The organism is Bacillus sp. AFS040349 (assembly GCF_002577655.1).
Taxonomy (GTDB): Bacteria; Bacillota; Bacilli; order Bacillales; family Bacillaceae; genus Metabacillus.
This window is the reverse complement of the sequence record NZ_NUMC01000025.1, coordinates 1-17778: the sequence shown is the minus strand read 5'-3', so window position 1 is coordinate 17778 and position 17778 is coordinate 1. Positions and strand designations below refer to the sequence as shown.

Below are 17778 nucleotides of genomic sequence, written 5' to 3'. Positions count from 1 at the left end.
GGGTCAATCCTACATTGGATTGACCCGCTTTTCTTTAAGCATATTATTTTTGCTCGTAAGGAAGAACGAGAATTTCAACACGTCGGTTTTTTTGACGTCCTTCACTTGTCTCATTTGTAGCTACCGGTTTGTATTCTCCAAATCCTTTAGCACTGAAGGCTTTGGGATCTAACTTATCATTTTCAATCAATATTTTCATAAAATTAACTGCACGCATAACACTTAGATGCCAGTTTGAATCAAATTCTGAGTTATTAATTGGTATATCATCTGTATGACCACTCACAATAATATTACGAGGTGGGTTCATGATAAGAAGATCAGATATTCCTTTAGCGAGCTTTTCATCTTTTGCACGAATTTCTGCACTTCCTGAGTCAAAAAAGATATCATTAAGTAATGTAATAAGTAAGCCTTCATCAGTAAGAGTTGTACCTAACTTTGCTTGAAGATTATTTTCCTTAATGTACGTGTTGATTTTCTCTTGAATTTTTTGTAAATTCTCTTGTTCCATTTTTTGCTGAGCAGCTTCTAACTGTTCTTTTGATGCTTCATCTTTTTGAACATTAAGATCTTCTAACTCGCTTTCAGGAGTAGGACTTGGATATTCTAATACACTTGTTCCACCATCAAAAGCAGCATTTAATGATTTCGCCACTTGCTGAAATTTCTGCGCATCAACTGAACTCATCGCAAATAACACGATGAAAAGTGCCAGAACGAGAGTGAGTAAATCGGCGTAAGGGACAAGCCATGATTCATCCATATGTTCATCATGATGCTTATGCTTTTTCTTTTTAGCCATTTACACTCTCTCCTCCAGTAACAGCAGCCTCTAATTTGTTTCTTTCAGTAACCGGCAAATATGTTGCTAGCTTTTGCTCAATTGCTTTTGGTGCTTGTCCTTCTAAAACAGAAAGTACACCTTCTATCATAACCTGTTTTACTAGTGCTTCTTGCTTAGACTTCCTCTTTAATTTATTTGCAAATGGATGCCATAATACGTATCCTGTAAAAATACCCATTAATGTGGCAACGAATGCCGCACTTATCGCATGTCCTAATGCATCTGTATTACTCATATCGGAGAGGGCAGCAATTAAACCAACTACCGCTCCAAGTACTCCAAGTGTCGGTGCATATGTTCCTGCTTGTGTGAAAATAGATGCTGACCCTTGGTGACGCTCTTCCATTGCTTCAATTTCTTCTGACATAACATCGCGAATAAATTCAGCATTTTGTCCATCTACGGCCATAAGTAAGCCGCTTTTTAAGAAAGGATCCTCAACATCAGCAAGTTTTGCTTCAAGTGCAAGTAACCCCTCTTTACGAGCAACTTGTGCCCAATCAGAGAATAAGGGGATTAACTCCTGAATTGAAGGAGTTTTTTGTTCTTTAAAGATAATGCCAAATAGCTTAGGCACCTTTTTGATTTCACTAGTTGGGAAAGCAATAATAACAGCCGCTGCTGTACCCAAAAGAATAATTAATATTGCGGCTGGGTTAATTAATACTGTGGGACTAACACCTTTCATAAACATCCCAACACCTACTGCGATTATCGCAAGTAATATTCCTATTAATGACGTTTTATCCATCGTAAATCACCATATTTCCTCATTATTTTCTTATCTCTTATATCGGTAAGATTTATTAAAATTTTAGGTTTTGTTTCAAGAAGTTGTGAAAGAAATTTCTTAGCAACCGAAAAAGAGGGGAGATGTGGGGACTTTGGTCTAAAATAAAGTTGTTTATCTACATTTCTAAATAATAAAAAGCTATCAATTCTCATCGATAGCTTTTCTTAGTAGCCAGTTTTTAAAGTTAACATATCTTTTTGTATTTGATAGACAATTATATCCGAAAGCTGCTCTGGCATTTTCATTTTCTTCAAATTGTGATGCTCTTACAATCGATTGTTTTTCAAGTAGTGCACTTTGTAATTCAAATAATTGTTTTTGTGTATACTCATTCATAAACATCTTTTCTCATCTCCCACAAATTCTCTTGTTATCTTCATCATAGAGGAAAATTGTTCCAACTACTTCCGTTACAAGATGGAAAAAGAATCGTAAATGTGGGTGAGAAAAAATCAGTCTTCTGACCGATAGAATTAACTTAACATCTTAGAAATACCAACATAATAAAGAGGAAGAATCGTAATGACAAGATGGCTATAGAAAAATAAACGGGAATAGTAGGTCGATTTTGTTTCAAAGGCAATTGATGCTAATAATGCCCCTAGTAAACTTGTACAACAAAACAGGCTGATTCCAAACCCTTCACCAAGTCGTGCATGAAAAAGAATAAAGCCAAGAGCTGACCCATTAACTAATAAAAGAAAAAAGGAGATTAATAGGAAAAAATTTGAACTTTTTAGCATGTACAACACCTCTCATAGCATGTATATGTATGAGAAACAACAGCAATGACAGAGAAGAGAGATCACAAGAAAAAGAGTCACTTTCCCTTAGGAGAAAGTGACTCTTAATTATGAAACAATATCAAAATATGTTTCATCGTTACAAATAATAAACAATTTTGCATCGCTTGGAATAGGTTGATGAAGCTTGCTTATAATGGACATATCATTTCCGTTGGAAAGAAGAATGGCCCCTTTTGCTGACAAAGCAATGCTTGCATCTTGATACGTTTTCCACTCTGATTTTTTAGAAATAGAGTAAAGGTCATATCCCTCATGACTTGTTAGTTGGCGAATAATTTCACTAGAACCATTAAACAAAATAGACCTAGCGGCTAAATGGGCAGCGGTGTCATTTGCGGTAATATATTCGTTCACATTAACATGGTTGAAGGCATGAATATGATTTGAATTGGACACTTCACAAATCGTATAAATATGCTGAATATGTTCTTTTTCAATTCCTTTTATCATAGAAGCAATTAATAGTGTATGTCCATCTGCCTGTGAAGCTGTTAGAACATCATCTGGTGAAAAAACCATAATAGATTTAGAACTTAATATATTAGCTTGATAAAGAACATCAATACTTGCAGGGTTTCCATTTACAAATTCAACCCGTTCGTGTTGAAGTGGGATTTTTGAAATGTTTTCATCAACAATGACAACTCGAACATGCTCAAAAGTCTTTAAAAGCTCTTCTAAAGTAATGGCAGCTTTTTTTGTCCAGTTAATTAATAAAATGTGGTTCTTCGTTGTGATTTTCAATTTTCCTTCCTCCTTTAAGCGATTTCTGATACTAAAGAAGTCAATTACTTTACCAATGAAGATACTCATTAAGCCAATTCCTACAATGTACAGAAACATAGCGAAAATTTTTCCGTTTACAGTTGTAGGTGAAACATCACCATAACCAACTGTTGCAACAGTCGTCATTGTCCACCATAATCCTTCGAAAGGGCTTGTAAAAGTTTCTGGTTCAATATAATAAACAATATAGCTGCTTGCTAATATTAACGATAATGTTGCAAAAATAAGTATCCAGTTGTTCATATGTATGACTTTCATAAAGAATCGAATTAAAAACACAGGGAACACTCCTTTCGCTCAGTCTAGAACAATCAGTCATAAGAAAATCTTAACATATTTAAGTATATATAAAATATGAAATTGGTTATCTATTGGAAAAAAAGATACGGGACAGTCCTTGTTTGGACTGTCCCGTATCCTTTTATTTAACTGCAATCTTATTGTCAACAACATCTACATCGATTTGTGTTATATTTTCTTGATCTAAAAGAAGATCAGTTATTTGATCTTCTACATGCTCTTGTATGACACGGCGAAGTGGGCGGGCACCAAAGGCGGGGTGAAAGCCTAGTGCAGCAAGTTTTTCCTTTGCCTCATTAGTAACAGTAATTGAGATATTTTGTTCTGATAATGTTTCAGCTAGCTCTTTTATCATTAATGTAACAATTTTTAAGAGATCTTCTTTTTCAAGTGAAGAAAACTCAATGATATTATCAAATCTATTAAGAAATTCTGGTTTAAAGAATGAACCAAGTGATTGTAATAGCTGGCTTTCTTCTACAGCTGTGTTTGATGATGTTTCAAATCCAACGGTTATACGTTTTTCACCTACGCCTGCATTACTTGTCATAATAATAACAGTATCCTTAAAGCTGACGGTACGACCTTGACTATCTGTCAATCTGCCATCCTCTAAGATCTGTAGGAACAAGTGTTGCACATCTGGATGAGCTTTCTCAATTTCATCTAATAGAATTATACTATAAGGATTGCGGCGAACTTTTTCAGTTAGTTGACCGGCTTCATCATGCCCTACATAACCTGGAGGAGAGCCAATAATTTTTGAAACAGCATGTTTCTCCATATACTCACTCATATCTAGGCGTATCATTGAGTCTTTTGAGCCAAAAAGTTCTTCTGCTAAAGACTTTGTTAATTCTGTTTTACCAACACCGGTTGGTCCAACGAATAAGAAGGAACCAATTGGTCGAGCCTTGGATTTAAGACCAGCACGACTTCTTCGGATTGCTTTTGATACTTTACGAACAGCATCTTCTTGTCCAATGACTTTTTCTGTGAGACTTTTCTCTAAATGCTTCATTTTTGATTGCTCATGACTTTGAAGCTTTCCAACTGGAATTCCTGTTTTCTTTGCTATAATGGATTGAATGTCCTCTATAGAAACAACAAGCTTTTCATTTGTTGATTTTTCACTATTTAACTGCGATTCAAGATGAGCTTCTTCATCTCTTAATTTAGCAGCTAATTCGTAGTCTTCGTTTTTAGTAGCTTCTTGTTTTTTTAGTGAAATATGTTTTAGACGTTCTTTTATCTCTTCATCACTTTCATTTTTTAACATTAAGTTCTTTTTAGAACCAGCTTCATCCAACAAGTCGATTGCCTTATCAGGAAGATATCGGTCTTGAATATAACGATGTGAAAGGGAAACGCAGGCTTCAATAGCTTCATCTGAATAAGATACATGATGATATTGCTCGTACTTATCTTGAATACCTTTTAAGATTTCAATCGCTTTATCAATTGTTGGTTCATGAACCATTACTGGCTGAAAGCGTCGCTCAAGTGCAGCATCTTTTTCAATTTTTCTATATTCTTTTAATGTTGTAGCACCTACAACTTGAAGCTCTCCTCTTGCCAGAGCTGGTTTTAGGATATTACCTGCATCCATTGAACCCTCTGCTGAACCAGCCCCAACAAGCTGATGAATTTCATCTATGAATAATATAATGTTTTTACGATTTTGTAGCTCTTCTATAATCTTCTTCATTCGTTCTTCAAATTGACCTCTAATCCCTGTATTTGCAACAAGTGATGCTACATCTAAGAGATAAACCTCTTTATTTGTAAGCTTTGTTGGAACAGAGCCGTTTGCAATCTTTAAAGCAAGACCTTCCACGACAGCTGTTTTTCCTACGCCTGGTTCTCCAATTAACACGGGATTATTTTTGTTTCGGCGGTTTAATATTTCAATCATTCGATCAACTTCTTCTTCACGGCCAATCACAGGATCGATTAAGCCTGCTCGTGAAGCATGAGTTAAATTACGGCCAAGTTGGTCTAGAATCCCACCACCGCTGGATTGAGTTTTTGGTTGAACGTTTTCCGCTGATGATGCTTGTTGTTGAAGTCCTTTCATAAATTGTTCAAATGGAAACGAAGGAAATCCTCCTGACAATCCTGAAGGGATAGCTTGTTTATACGTTGAATAGCAGTCATTACATAATGTTAGTTGCTTATGTTGATTATTTATTTGAAAGTTTAAATGAACTGTAGCTTGTTTTGATTGACAATTTTCACACATCATCTTTAAAACTCCTTTTCATTATTAATTTATATAAAAAAGATTTCAGCGAAAGAGTTTGATCTTTATTGACCAATAGGATAAAAAGAAAGAGGTCTCATGTTTGACCTTCTTTGATCATAGTATACTTTGACCTTTTTTGACTTTCAAGTGTTTTGCCTACAATTTAGTAATGGGATTTTCTTACAGGAATTTTTAAAAAGGTTATGAAAATGAAGTGAATCATCTCTATTTACGCTCATATAATGATACAAGCTGTTTATCTATAGTGAGGTGTAAAGGATGAGAAGATCTTGGATTGCCTCGTTTCAAGTCGCTGCTGTTTATGTAGGAACAGTAGTAGGAGCAGGGTTTGCGACTGGACGAGAAATAGTTGAGTTTTTTACAAAATACGGTGTTTTTGGACTTGCAGGTATTTTATTAGTGGGTTTTATTTTTGTTTATATTGGGACGAAAATGCTCATCCTATCAAAGCGAATTAACGCAGCTTCTTATCAAGATTTAATGATCTTTTTATTTGGTAAGAAAATAGGAAGATTTATAAATATTTTTATGCTTATCATATTATTAGGATTAACCTCTATCATGTTGTCGGGTGCAGGAGCGATATTTAAAGAACAGCTTGGTCTTTCTGTAAGGTTAGGTGTTATTATTACGATTTTATTAACAATAGCTGTTATGTTTTTTGGTATTAAGGGGTTATTTAGTGTAAATATCATTGTAGTACCAATGCTGATTCTATTTAGTACCATTCTAGCTGTTCAATCTTTCTCTATTGAAGCTTTAAGTGTAATGCCCGATAAATCATCTGCCACATTTAAATGGATTCTTTCTGCTGTTTCTTATGCAGCCTTTAATTTAACAATGGCTGCAGCTGTTTTAGTGCCTTTAGCAAATGAAATTCAAGATGAGAAAGTCTTGAAGCGGGGAGGAATCCTTGGGGGAGTCTTTTTAACCGCAATTCTAATTAGCAGTCATATTGCTCTTTCGACTCTTCCTAACGTTATGGATTATGACATACCGATGGCTGAGGTAATGAAAACAACTTTTTATGCCATTTATTTTATTTACATAGCTGTCATATATGGTGAAGTTTTTACCTCAGTTATAGGCAATTTATATGGTTTAGAAAGACAAATAGCATCGTTTCTCAATATACCTAGTATGATTATTGTTTGCTCAATACTATGTGTAGCCGCTTTTATAAGTAAATTTGGGTATAGTTCATTAATTTCTACATTATATCCGATCTTTGGATATGTTTGTTTAGGAGTACTTCTGTTATTAATGATTAAAAAAGTTCCTAAGTAGCATATCCAATTTTAACGACCGTGGTTGATGCTTGTATTGTCATGCTATTTCAACACGGTCGTTAATGCTTTATACTAATAGGACAAGTTGTGTAATGTGGAGGGCGAATATGGAACGAATTGCAATTATTTCGGATATTCATGGAAATATTCCTGCGTTAGATGCAGTTTTAGATGACATAAAACAAAAAAAGATTCAACGTATTTTTTGTTTAGGAGATTTAGTTGGAAAAGGACCTGATTCTTATGAAGTGATACAGAAAATAAGACAAAGCTGTGAAAAAGTTATAAAAGGAAATTGGGATGACTTCATTACAAAGGAAACTGAATTTGAATCATTGAAGTGGCATCAACATCAATTAACGGTGGATCAAAATCTTTATTTGGAGTCATTGCCCTTTTCATTTGATTTTTATATGAGCGGAAAACTGATCCGATTATTTCATGCCTCACCACAGAGCGTTTATACAAGAGTTCAGCCTTGGGATTCAATTGAGACACGATTAGGTATGTTTACTAATACGGAATACACTGGAATAAGCACTTATCAACCGGATGTTGTTGGTTATGGTGATGTTCATCATGCCTTTATTCAATATTTAAACGGGAAAACACTTTTCAATACAGGTAGTGTAGGTAATCCTTTAGACCTCACTCAGGCTTCATATACGATCGTCGAAGGGGAATATGATTCTAAAAGGGAGGCAGGATTTAGTATTACCTTTGTACGTGTACCATATAATATAGAAAGAGCTATTCAATTAGCTAAAGACGTAGAAATGCCTGACCTAGAGCCATACATACAAGAGTTAACAACAGCAAAGTACAGAGGTTTAAAAAATTAGATAGAGGTAACTACCAAAAAAAGCAATCAAAACAATCTTGATTGCTTTTTTATATGTAAGGGTTAGTAAAATTTATAGGTGTCCTGGAAGGTTTTATTGAAAGAGGGTTTGAAAAAAATATGTAAATCCTGGTAAATTTTTAAATATGCTCATTTACGGTCAAATAATGTTGTTTTTCATTGAAAAAGGTATTATTAAACGAATTATCACATAATTATTAAGAAAATCACCAAAGTGTTACGTTTGACTGTATTGTTTCTTTCGTATTATGATAACTTTAACTAAAACTGTGGGGTGATAATATGGGGCAGTGTTAAAAATGAATAGTATTGTTATCGCATCCCTTATTGAACTCCAAGCGGACGCTGATAATAAGAATAGATGTATATAGGTTTTGTGTTAGACTTAACTCTCAGGAGGTGACTCCTTTTCCGTTTTTTGACGGAGAAAGGAAGCTTATTTGGACATAGTAAATTTGTTGCTTGTTGCAATTTTAATCGCTCTTACGGGTTTTTTCGTTGCTTCTGAATTTGCGATCATTAGAATTAGGAGCTCTCGTATTGACCAATTAATTGCAGAAGGAAACAAAAAGGCAAGTGCCGCGAAGAAAGTCATTAATAACCTTGATGAATATCTGTCGGCTTGTCAATTAGGAATAACCATTACTGCTCTTGGTTTAGGTTGGTTAGGTGAACCAACCATAGAACACATGTTAAAACCAGTGTTTCAGCAGTATGATCTACCTTCATCCGTATCAACAGTGTTATCATTTTCAATTGCGTTTGTGACGATTACATTTTTGCATGTGGTTGTAGGTGAATTAGCTCCAAAAACTGTAGCCATACAAAAGGCTGAAGCTGTTAGTTTATGGTTTGCTAAGCCATTAATGGCATTCTATATTATAATGTACCCATTTATTTGGGCTTTAAACGGATCTGCACGATTTATTACAGGATTATTTGGTTTCAAGCCAGTATCGGAACATGAAATGGCACATAGTGAGGAAGAGCTAAGAATCATTCTTTCTGAAAGTTATAAAAGTGGTGAAATTAATCAATCTGAATTTAAGTATGTGAATAAAATATTTGAATTTGATAATAGAATTGCGAAGGAAATAATGGTACCTCGAACGGAGATTGTTTCGTTATCGATTGATGCTACAATTCAAGAGCAATTAGAAATTATTAAGGACGAAAAATATACACGATATCCAATTGTAGATGGTGATAAAGATCATATCGTTGGAATTGTAAATATTAAAGAAATATTCACTGACTTAATACACTTTGAAAATCAAAAAACGTTTACAATTGATAAGTATGTAAGACCGATTATTCAGGTGATCGAATCAATACCTATCCATGAATTGTTGCTTAAAATGCAAAGAGAAAGAATTCATATGGCCATACTAATTGATGAATATGGTGGTACTGCAGGGCTTGTCACGGTTGAGGATATCCTAGAAGAAATTGTCGGAGAAATACGTGATGAATTTGATGCTGACGAAGTTCCGCTTGTTCAAAAATTAAATGATACAAAATATATCATTGATGGCAAAGTATTAGTAAGCGAAATAAATGAGTTATTAGGTCTTGATATCGATGATTCTGATGTTGATACAATTGGCGGTTGGGTACTTACAGAACAATATGACATCAAAAAAGGTGACACTATTGAATTTGGATCACATATGTTTAAAGTACACGACATGGAAAACCATCACATTCGTTCCCTAGAAATAACAAAGATTCCACAGGTTTTACCAAATCCAGCGTTGCTTGATAAGGAAGTAGCCACTTCATAGTAGAAGAACCTACAAAAAATGTAGGTTCTTTTTGTTATTTAAGATCATTAGCCTCTTATACCAAGAAATGACTTTTGATATAAGAATGTTTAAGAATGAAAGTTCTCTTTAAGGTAAAAATATTAAAAGCTTCTGGAATGAGGCTAATATGCTAAAAAAGGGGTTTTTGGTATGACACAATCAAAATCACAAAAAGAACGTCAATGGACGGTTCGAAAACAATCTCAAAATCCTCATGGTAAAGTAAAATCCTTTGACCAGCTTTTAGAAGAAGCAGGTAAAAAAGAATAAAAAAAGAAAGGTGGGTGAATGTTCACCTCACCTTTCTTTGAGAAGTAATTCTTCTATTTTCTTTTGTTTATTACATTCTTTTGCTATCGATTTTAATAGCTTATTTAAAAAATCCCGATCTTTTGACAACCACTTTACTTCGTTTAATCCTTCTACAATATAAAAGGAAAAATCCCAAACAGAGTTTCTGATGTATTGTGTATTTCCTTGTGCAATAAACGAAAGGGCTTTTAATATTGAAGCCATAACAGAAACATCTTCTCTAGCATAATAACGAATTTGATAAAAGCATTCATATAGATAGTCATCAAAAGATGGCTTTTCAAAAATCAGCCGCAATTGGTGATGTTCATCATAATGAAAAGGTGTAGCTAAATGTTTCTTTCCTAATAGTGACAAGATTTTTGCTAAATGATTGATACTATTTATCGCTGTATAAGGATCGTTGATTCCTGGTGAAACAGCTCTTAGTGCAATTTCAACTAATTTTTGCAAACCAAAATGAACATCCTGAACAGGCTCTTGATCGGATGAAATTGTTATAAAAGTTGAAAACATTTTTGATTTTGAGACATCTTTAAGGCCCCAGATTGAAAAAAGAACGGTATCTTCATCAACATACTTACCAAGATCTTGTTCTAGTTTTATAATTAAATCATCTTTTGATGCTTGAGAAATTATCTTTTCAAGTTCAATGTACTCAATATATCCCGAACGCTTGCTGTAAAGGGAGTAAGGCTTAACTGTTTGAATTTCATCATATTCCCAATTCTCCCATGGTGGGTCCTCCCTAAATTCCTGTTCATCAACAAAATGCTTATGAATAGATGTAATTGTTTTTTTCGTGATATTGAAAATTAAGTTACTTACTTTTATCCATGTTGTAACATGATGAATAAAAAAGACAAACATTCCCAAGCAAATGATTGACACGAATATGGCTAGTGTTGGAACAATAAAAAGTGTACTGTTATCATTTTTTCGTACTAACAATAATAAAATAATTGTATAGATAAAACCTCCAATAAAAATTCCGAGTACACGCTGTGTATGATGATCCGTAATAAAATTTTGTAATGTCCTGGGAGAAAACTGTGATAAATAGGTTGTTAGGACTACAAGAATTGATGAAAATGTAATAGTTGTCATCGTTAGTAAGGAAGTTGCTAAAGAACTTAATATTGTTTGTGAAAGGTTCATATCAGATAGAAAAAGATCTGGAATTTTTGTATAAAAAGGTTGATTCATCAGATAACGATCTAAAAACATGCTTAGTACGGCCAAAATAAAAGCAAGAATTCCATATACTGTTGGTAAATACCAAAAGCTGGATCGAACCCGAATAATGAGTTGTTTTAGTGACAAAAGAAAGCCCCCAATCAATAAATCCATTGCAAATTGAATTTATTCGTGATATATTTTCTTAGTTGAAAATTTAACAGTAAATCCGATTTTAGACGTAAAGAAATCGGGAGAGGTTCTAGCACAACCCTCTATAAAAAACTACGATATCTTTGATATAAAGTTTTATATAGAACAATGCTGGACACCTCGAATTTTTTATTCGAAGGTGTTTTTTCTTTACCATATTACAAATAACGAACATATAGATTTTTTAAGTTTGTGTTATTTACCAATTGTTATTCATAGGAAAGGAACGTTTAGAATGAAAAATGAAAAAGCAGTCGTTGTTTTTAGCGGCGGTCAAGATAGTACAACATGCCTATTTTGGGCGCTAAAGCAATTCAAGGAAGTGGTGGCTGTGACGTTTAATTATAACCAACGCCACAGCTTAGAGATTGAGGTTGCAAAATCTATTTCTAAGGAACTTAATGTTAAGCATCATATTTTAGATATGGATTTACTGAACCAGCTTGCACCTAATGCATTAACAAGAGCTGATATTGAAATTGAACAAAAAGATGGTGAGCTTCCATCTACTTTTGTACCTGGTCGTAATCTACTGTTTTTATCGTTTGCAACAATTTTAGCAAATCAAATAGGTGCAAAACATATTGTAACAGGCGTGTGTGAAACTGATTTTAGCGGGTACCCAGATTGTCGAGACGCATTTGTTAAATCGTGTAATGTAACTTTAAACTTAGCATTGGATAAGCCATTTGTTATTCATACACCGCTAATGTGGATTAATAAAGCAGAAACTTGGAAGTTGGCTGACGAGCTTGGTGCGTTAGATTATGTTCGAGAAAAAACATTAACATGTTATAACGGTGTGATCGCAGAAGGCTGTGGTGATTGTCCAGCTTGTGAGTTAAGAAGAAAGGGACTTGAGGAATATCTAGTTGAAAAAGGAGTGAGTGTTAAATGATTCAGCAGATTTATCCGCAGGTTCAGCATTCTTATCAATTTGAGTTAAACAAGGATATGCATATAGCAGCGGCACACTATATCCCGCATGAAGATGCTGGGAAATGTCAAAAGGTCCATGGTCACACATATTTTGTCAATATTACAATTGCTGGTGATGAACTTGATGAATCAGGTTTTCTTGTAAATTTTGCTTCACTAAAGAAACTTATTCATAACCGCTTTGATCATTCGCTTTTAAACGATCATACTGATCTTTTTTCAGAGGAAGACTCTAATTATTTTCCAACAACTGAAGGAGTAGCCAAAGCAATTTATGAATTGATTCAAGATGAGCTTGATACAAAAGCAAATAAAGCACAATGTGTCCAAGTTTTTGTAAGAGAAACACCTACAAGTTATGTAGTGTTCCGTCCTAAGCGCAAGGAGGGATAGGAATGAAGAAAATACCTGTACTGGAAATTTTTGGTCCAACAATACAAGGTGAGGGTATGGTTATAGGTCAAAAAACAATGTTTGTTCGAACAGCTGGCTGTGATTATTCATGTAGTTGGTGTGATTCAGCTTTTACATGGGATGGATCAGCCAAAGAGGACATTAGACAAATGACAGCTACTGATATTTGGAATGAATTAGTTAAATTAGGCCAAGACCGATTTTCACATGTGACAATATCGGGAGGAAATCCAGCATTGCTTGGAAATCTTCAAGAGCTTATCTCTTTATTGAAGGAAAAGAGGATAAAAATTGCAATTGAAACTCAAGGGAGTAAATACCAGGAGTGGCTAAAGGATATTGATGATTTAACAATTTCTCCAAAGCCACCTAGCTCTGGAATGAAAACAGACTTTGAAAAACTAGACTTTATTATTACTGAATTAGATAGATTAGAAAGATCCCAAAGTATTAGTTTAAAAGTTGTTATTTTTAATATAGAAGACATTCAGTATGCTAAAAATGTTCACCTTCGCTACCCTAACCTTCCATTTTATCTTCAAGTCGGAAATGATGATGTACTTGGAGGAGATACGGAAAAACTCGTGCAGAACCTCTTAGAAAAATATGAGTGGCTCATTGATCAGGTGATAGATGACAAAGACTTAAATGATGTTCGAGTATTGCCACAGCTTCATACGCTGGTCTGGGGAAATAAACGAGGTGTTTAATGTTGAAAGAGAGGGAAATATTTATGGCTGGAAGAAAAAGCGACGAATTACAAGATGTTACATTACTTGGGAATCAAGGAGTAAACTACTTGTTTGAATATTCACCACAAATCTTAGAGACTTTTGATAATAAACATCCGAATCGCGATTATTTTGTTAAATTTAATTGTCCGGAGTTTACTTCACTATGTCCGATTACAAATCAACCTGATTTTGCTACAATTTATATTAGTTATATTCCTGATGTTAAAATGGTTGAAAGTAAATCTTTGAAATTATATTTATTTAGTTTTAGAAACCACGGTGATTTTCACGAAGATTGTATGAATATAATTATGAATGATTTAATTGAGTTAATGGATCCACGATATATCGAAGTATGGGGTAAGTTTACACCACGTGGTGGGATTTCAATTGATCCTTATACGAATTATGGTAAGCCTGGTACAAAGTATGAGAAAATGGCTGAATACCGTATGATGAATCATGATCTATATCCAGAAACAGTTGATAATCGATAGAATTTTGGTTTAATAAGGTGTGTCCTATGGACATGCCTTTTTCAATTATTTGTTTGATAAAAGTCACTGACTTGATTAAAAAGAGGAAAACTGACTTGGTCATGAGGGGAGAAATAGTTATATTTATAGTGAATTTGTATTTATATCAGACTATGTTATACATGCCGATAAATTCAATATTTAACTCTGTTCCAAGGACTTCTCTAAGTACTTTAATTTCTGCTATAGCTTCCAAAATATGGTTAGCATTAATGATTAGTTCTTTTGAGTCGATAGAGAATACAAATTTCTTCATTTCATCGTCCCCTTTAACTTGTTTTCATTATGATATGTTAGAAAATCTCACAATGCTAGAGGTGTGTAAGAGAATCTGACAATGATTTTAAAGATAAGAAACAGCGCATGGAGCGCTATCTCTTGTCTTTGTCTTTGTCTTTGCCTATGTTTTGAATAGCTTCAGTTATGGCATTAGACACTTGATCAATTGTTTCCATCATTCCACCGTGAAGCTGACCATCAGCACCAATTTCATTCTTTTTCTTTTCTGAATCAATTGGATTAGAAATTCTCGCCATATTTTCACCCCCTAATTCTTATGATGTGTATTGAATGCGTATTTAATCTAAATATTTTCCTTGAAAGTGAAATATGATAGAACTAAGGTGAATGGAAGGAGGTTTTCGGTTATGCAATTTGATGAAGCAGCAAAGCTACGAAAAGAATGGTTGGAAAAAGGTGGACCAGATTGTCATCATCCTGAACTTGAGCAACGCTACCTAGGACAGTATGCAGGTGATTATGCATGTACCGCATGTGGTGAAACATATATATCAGTACCGAATAGGCTTCAAAGTAGTGAAGCAAAAAAATAAAAGGTAAAACGCGAAGAAATCGGTTTCTTCGCGTTTTACCTTTTTAATTAAGAAAAAGAGTCTTTAATAATTTTATAGTTTTTATGATTAACAACTGTACGTCTATCAAGATCTAAGTCTTTAAAATTTTCCATATATGTTAAATCAACAATGACGGAATTTTCATTTACTTTTTCAACAACACCTGTTAAACCATCTCTGAATTCTATGATACTACCTACTTTAGCGATCTTCATTGCCTCGCTCCTTTACATATTCTTCTATGATTAGTTTATTCACTAATCTTTCTCGTATACGCTTACGCCTTGAGCTTTGGCGCAATTTAAATTTTAAAAATTCTCTATTAGAATTATTTAACACTATTTTTGTTAGTAAGTAAAGCCTTTCTACTAAATTTGTTAAAAAATTTACAGAACATGGAAAGTTTTTCGTGAAATGAAAATTAAAATGCTAAGTCAATGATGGAATACTGGGATTTATGGTATATTAATAAAATAATTTTTGTATAGGGAGCGGTCTTTATGGTTGATACAGGTCTTGTATTAGAAGGCGGCGGTATGCGCGGAATTTATACTGCTGGAGTATTAGAGTATTTTATGGAAAAAGACTTATATTTTCCTTATGTTATTGGTGTATCCGCTGGAGCGTGTTTTGGTGCGTCTTATCTTTCTAGACAAAAAGGAAGAAATCGAAAAGTTAACATTGATTTAGTTTCACATCCAAAATATCTTTCTTTTAGAAATTTTGTGAAACAGCGACAATTATTTGGAATGGATTTTCTGTTTGATGAAATACCTAATAACCTTGTTCCATATGATTTTGAGACCTTTTATAACAGCCCGGAAGAATTTGTCGTTACAACAACAGATTGTCATACAGGTCAGCCTCTTTATTTTAGTAAAGATGACTATGGTAAAGATTTGTTGAAGGTTATACGAGCTTCGAGTTCATTACCTTTTATTGCTCCGATTGTAGAATTTAAAGGTAAACATTTATTAGATGGAGGAATTGTGGATTCAGTACCAATCAAAAAAGCTGAAAAAGATGGACTAAAAAAGAACGTAGTGGTTCTTACAAGAGATGATAATTATACTAAGAAAAAATCGAACATTAGGTGGTTATTATCGAGAGTCTATGGACAATATCCAGAGTTGGTAGAATCTGTTTTATCAAGATATAATATGTATAATCAGACAATAGATCACATAAAAGAGGAAGAGAAGAAGGGAAATATTTTTGTTATTCAACCAAGTTCAAAAGTGAAAGTTGGAAGAATTGAAAGAAATCAAACGAAGCTTGAGGAATTATATACACTTGGCTTTGAAGATGCCAGAAGAGAATATAATGAATTGAAAAAATGGTTGGAGGATTAAATGTGGTATTGCTTAACAAATTTATAATAGATCTATGAACCTGATTGATTTAGAATGAATGTGTTATTAGTTTAAGTTGGCATTTAATTCAAGTAAAAAAGATATGAATTGAGGAAAATAAGATGGATGGACAAACTGTTACAGAAATACTAGATAAATTAAGAGACGGAGAATTAAACGAATACCATGTCACAAAAGAACAATTTCTTATATTTCGTGAGGTTCTTGTGAATCGTGAAGATTTTAAACATTTTCGAGGTATTGCTAAACAAGGTGGAAGTGTAATATATCGCTATTTAAAGGAGCCAAGAAGTTAGATCATCTAATTTCTTGGCTCTTTTTTATATGTTTAATAAAATTAAGTAAATATCACTATTTTTATTATGGAAATATAGTTGTTAAGAAAATTGACGAGACCTATATCCTATAGGTTCATACAATACTTTAAAAAAACGATTCTTTTTGATTACTTTCTTCTAAGAAGTTTGGTAGTTTATCGATTTTATGACCGTATTGCCAAACAAAACATTTGCCATTGCTACCATATATTGAGGGGTGTATTAGAGGGAGTATCCTGTTAGTCTTGTGTATGTGGCCAAGCAAACTTGGTTAAATACATTACGAACCTTCAGGAGGTTACGAATCTATGAAAAAAACAATCTTAAAACTTGTTGCTGTTTCAACATTAGCTTTTTCGCTAATTGCGATGACTGCTCCACAATCTAAAGCTAGTGCTGCAACAACATATCAAGTGCAATCAGGAGATACATTCTGGATTATTGGTAAAAAGTATGGAGTTCCTGTTAAATCTTTAATGTCAACAAATAATAAATCTTCACATTTATTATTTATCGGTGAAAAACTAGTTATACCTCAAACAATAACAGCATCAGAGATGGATTTATTGGCTCGTCTTGTAAATGCAGAAGCAAAAGGTGAACCTTATGCTGGTAAAGTTGCTGTTGCTTCAGTTGTATTAAACCGTGTAGACAGTTCTTTATTCCCAAATTCTATTTCAAGTGTTATTTATCAGAAAGATCAAGGTTACTATGCTTTTACACCTGTTCAAAACGGAACAATTAATTCACCTGCAGATGCATCAGCAAAAGCAGCAGTAAAAGAAGCTTTAGCTTTCCGCGGAATGGGGAAAGGCTCATTATATTTCTATAATCCTAAAACAGCAAAAAGCACTTGGATTACATCACGTCAAGTGACAGTAACTATTGGTAATCACCGCTTTGCGAAATAATGATATTACTTAGAGGGTGACTCAAAAGGTTGTTAAATAACGACCTTTTGAGCACCCTTTCTTCATTTTTTATATAGAAACCAAATAAGTAGGATTTTTTAATGAAAAAGGGTATTCCTCCCCCCTTATTGGCATCCAATTTCCTCTTTTACTTTATTTCTTTTTATTGCTTTCTGCATTTTTTTACAGTTATGTGCAACGCAAAGAAGCCCCCATTCAATCGTATTTTTTTGGAGGCCACGCAT

General features: G+C 33.8%; 22 protein-coding genes. 12 read left to right on the top strand and 10 right to left on the bottom strand.

What is annotated here, in order from left to right; translation table 11 throughout:
- Window positions 1-43: 43 nt before the first annotated feature.
- The 6 genes from motB to COD11_RS06500 form a co-directional block, all read right to left on the bottom strand.
- Window positions 44-805: a flagellar motor protein MotB gene (motB, locus tag COD11_RS06530; RefSeq protein WP_098795954.1), complete on the bottom strand. Its 762-nt coding sequence runs from the start codon at window positions 803-805 to the stop codon at window positions 44-46.
- Window positions 798-1598 carry a flagellar motor stator protein MotA gene (gene motA, locus COD11_RS06525; RefSeq protein ID WP_098795953.1) on the bottom strand — a complete coding sequence of 267 codons (801 nt, stop codon included), beginning with the start codon at window positions 1596-1598 and terminating at the stop codon, window positions 798-800. The genes motB and motA overlap by 8 nt, the downstream gene beginning before the upstream one ends.
- A 183-nt stretch (window positions 1599-1781) precedes the next feature.
- Window positions 1782-1982 (bottom strand): hypothetical protein, encoded by a 201-nt coding sequence (locus COD11_RS06515; RefSeq protein WP_098795951.1) that lies wholly within the window; start codon window positions 1980-1982, stop codon window positions 1782-1784.
- A 131-nt stretch (window positions 1983-2113) separates the two neighbouring features.
- Complete coding sequence (locus tag COD11_RS06510; protein ID WP_098795950.1) at window positions 2114-2383, bottom strand: hypothetical protein; 270 nt, start codon at window positions 2381-2383, stop codon at window positions 2114-2116.
- 108 nt (window positions 2384-2491) lie between these two features.
- Complete coding sequence (locus COD11_RS06505) at window positions 2492-3511, bottom strand: potassium channel family protein (protein WP_231309380.1); 1020 nt, start codon at window positions 3509-3511, stop codon at window positions 2492-2494.
- A gap of 142 nt (window positions 3512-3653) precedes the next feature.
- A complete protein-coding gene (locus tag COD11_RS06500; protein WP_098795949.1) occupies window positions 3654-5777 on the bottom strand; it encodes an ATP-dependent Clp protease ATP-binding subunit in 2124 nt (707 codons plus the stop codon).
- Window positions 5778-6056: 279 nt separating this feature from the next.
- Between COD11_RS06500 and COD11_RS06495 the strand changes: the two genes are divergently transcribed.
- From COD11_RS06495 to COD11_RS27385, 4 genes are all read left to right on the top strand, one after another.
- Window positions 6057-7085, top strand: coding sequence for a YkvI family membrane protein (locus COD11_RS06495; RefSeq protein WP_098795948.1), 1029 nt, complete (start codon window positions 6057-6059; stop codon window positions 7083-7085).
- 109 nt (window positions 7086-7194) lie between these two features.
- Window positions 7195-7929, top strand: coding sequence for a metallophosphoesterase family protein (locus tag COD11_RS06490; protein WP_098795947.1), 735 nt, complete (start codon window positions 7195-7197; stop codon window positions 7927-7929).
- Between the two features lie 460 nt (window positions 7930-8389).
- Window positions 8390-9733: a hemolysin family protein gene (locus tag COD11_RS06485; RefSeq protein WP_098795946.1), complete on the top strand. Its 1344-nt coding sequence runs from the start codon at window positions 8390-8392 to the stop codon at window positions 9731-9733.
- A gap of 171 nt (window positions 9734-9904) precedes the next feature.
- Window positions 9905-10024 (top strand): DUF6254 family protein, encoded by a 120-nt coding sequence (locus COD11_RS27385; protein ID WP_232273531.1) that lies wholly within the window; start codon window positions 9905-9907, stop codon window positions 10022-10024.
- A gap of 27 nt (window positions 10025-10051) precedes the next feature.
- On the opposite strand, the gene COD11_RS06480 is transcribed toward COD11_RS27385, so the two are convergent.
- Window positions 10052-11389, bottom strand: coding sequence for a DUF2254 domain-containing protein (locus tag COD11_RS06480; RefSeq protein WP_255301550.1), 1338 nt, complete (start codon window positions 11387-11389; stop codon window positions 10052-10054).
- Window positions 11390-11690: 301 nt separating this feature from the next.
- Between COD11_RS06480 and queC the strand changes: the two genes are divergently transcribed.
- From queC to queF, 4 genes are read left to right on the top strand one after another with little or no spacing between them, the layout of a single operon-like run.
- Complete coding sequence (queC, locus tag COD11_RS06475; RefSeq protein WP_098795944.1) at window positions 11691-12353, top strand: 7-cyano-7-deazaguanine synthase QueC; 663 nt, start codon at window positions 11691-11693, stop codon at window positions 12351-12353.
- Entirely contained in the window at window positions 12350-12787 is a 438-nt protein-coding gene (gene queD / locus COD11_RS06470; RefSeq protein ID WP_098795943.1) for a 6-carboxytetrahydropterin synthase QueD, read from the top strand. The genes queC and queD overlap by 4 nt, the downstream gene beginning before the upstream one ends.
- Before the next feature lie 2 nt (window positions 12788-12789).
- The gene (gene queE / locus COD11_RS06465) at window positions 12790-13518 is read left to right on the top strand and encodes a 7-carboxy-7-deazaguanine synthase QueE (RefSeq protein WP_098795942.1); all 729 of its coding nucleotides are present in this window, start codon (window positions 12790-12792) and stop codon (window positions 13516-13518) included.
- Window positions 13519-13541: 23 nt separating this feature from the next.
- On the top strand, window positions 13542-14039 hold the full coding sequence (gene queF / locus COD11_RS06460; RefSeq protein WP_098795971.1) for a preQ(1) synthase: 498 nt from the start codon (window positions 13542-13544) through the stop codon (window positions 14037-14039).
- A gap of 145 nt (window positions 14040-14184) precedes the next feature.
- Here the strand turns inward: queF and COD11_RS26725 are convergent, their stop codons facing one another.
- Complete coding sequence (locus tag COD11_RS26725; protein ID WP_176551001.1) at window positions 14185-14334, bottom strand: hypothetical protein; 150 nt, start codon at window positions 14332-14334, stop codon at window positions 14185-14187.
- A gap of 115 nt (window positions 14335-14449) precedes the next feature.
- Window positions 14450-14614: a hypothetical protein gene (locus tag COD11_RS26720; RefSeq protein ID WP_176551000.1), complete on the bottom strand. Its 165-nt coding sequence runs from the start codon at window positions 14612-14614 to the stop codon at window positions 14450-14452.
- Between the two features lie 111 nt (window positions 14615-14725).
- Between COD11_RS26720 and COD11_RS06455 the strand changes: the two genes are divergently transcribed.
- Entirely contained in the window at window positions 14726-14911 is a 186-nt protein-coding gene (locus COD11_RS06455) for a hypothetical protein (RefSeq protein WP_098795941.1), read from the top strand.
- Between the two features lie 47 nt (window positions 14912-14958).
- Here the strand turns inward: COD11_RS06455 and COD11_RS06450 are convergent, their stop codons facing one another.
- Window positions 14959-15147, bottom strand: a complete 189-nt coding sequence (locus COD11_RS06450) for a YkvS family protein (protein ID WP_098795940.1) — start codon at window positions 15145-15147, stop codon at window positions 14959-14961.
- 285 nt (window positions 15148-15432) lie between these two features.
- Between COD11_RS06450 and COD11_RS06445 the strand changes: the two genes are divergently transcribed.
- From COD11_RS06445 to COD11_RS06435, 3 genes are all read left to right on the top strand, one after another.
- A complete protein-coding gene (locus COD11_RS06445; RefSeq protein WP_098795939.1) occupies window positions 15433-16284 on the top strand; it encodes a patatin-like phospholipase family protein in 852 nt (283 codons plus the stop codon).
- Between the two features lie 122 nt (window positions 16285-16406).
- A complete protein-coding gene (locus tag COD11_RS06440) occupies window positions 16407-16601 on the top strand; it encodes a hypothetical protein (RefSeq protein ID WP_098795938.1) in 195 nt (64 codons plus the stop codon).
- Window positions 16602-16930: 329 nt separating this feature from the next.
- A complete protein-coding gene (locus COD11_RS06435; RefSeq protein ID WP_176550999.1) occupies window positions 16931-17533 on the top strand; it encodes a cell wall hydrolase in 603 nt (200 codons plus the stop codon).
- Window positions 17534-17778: the final 245 nt, after the last annotated feature.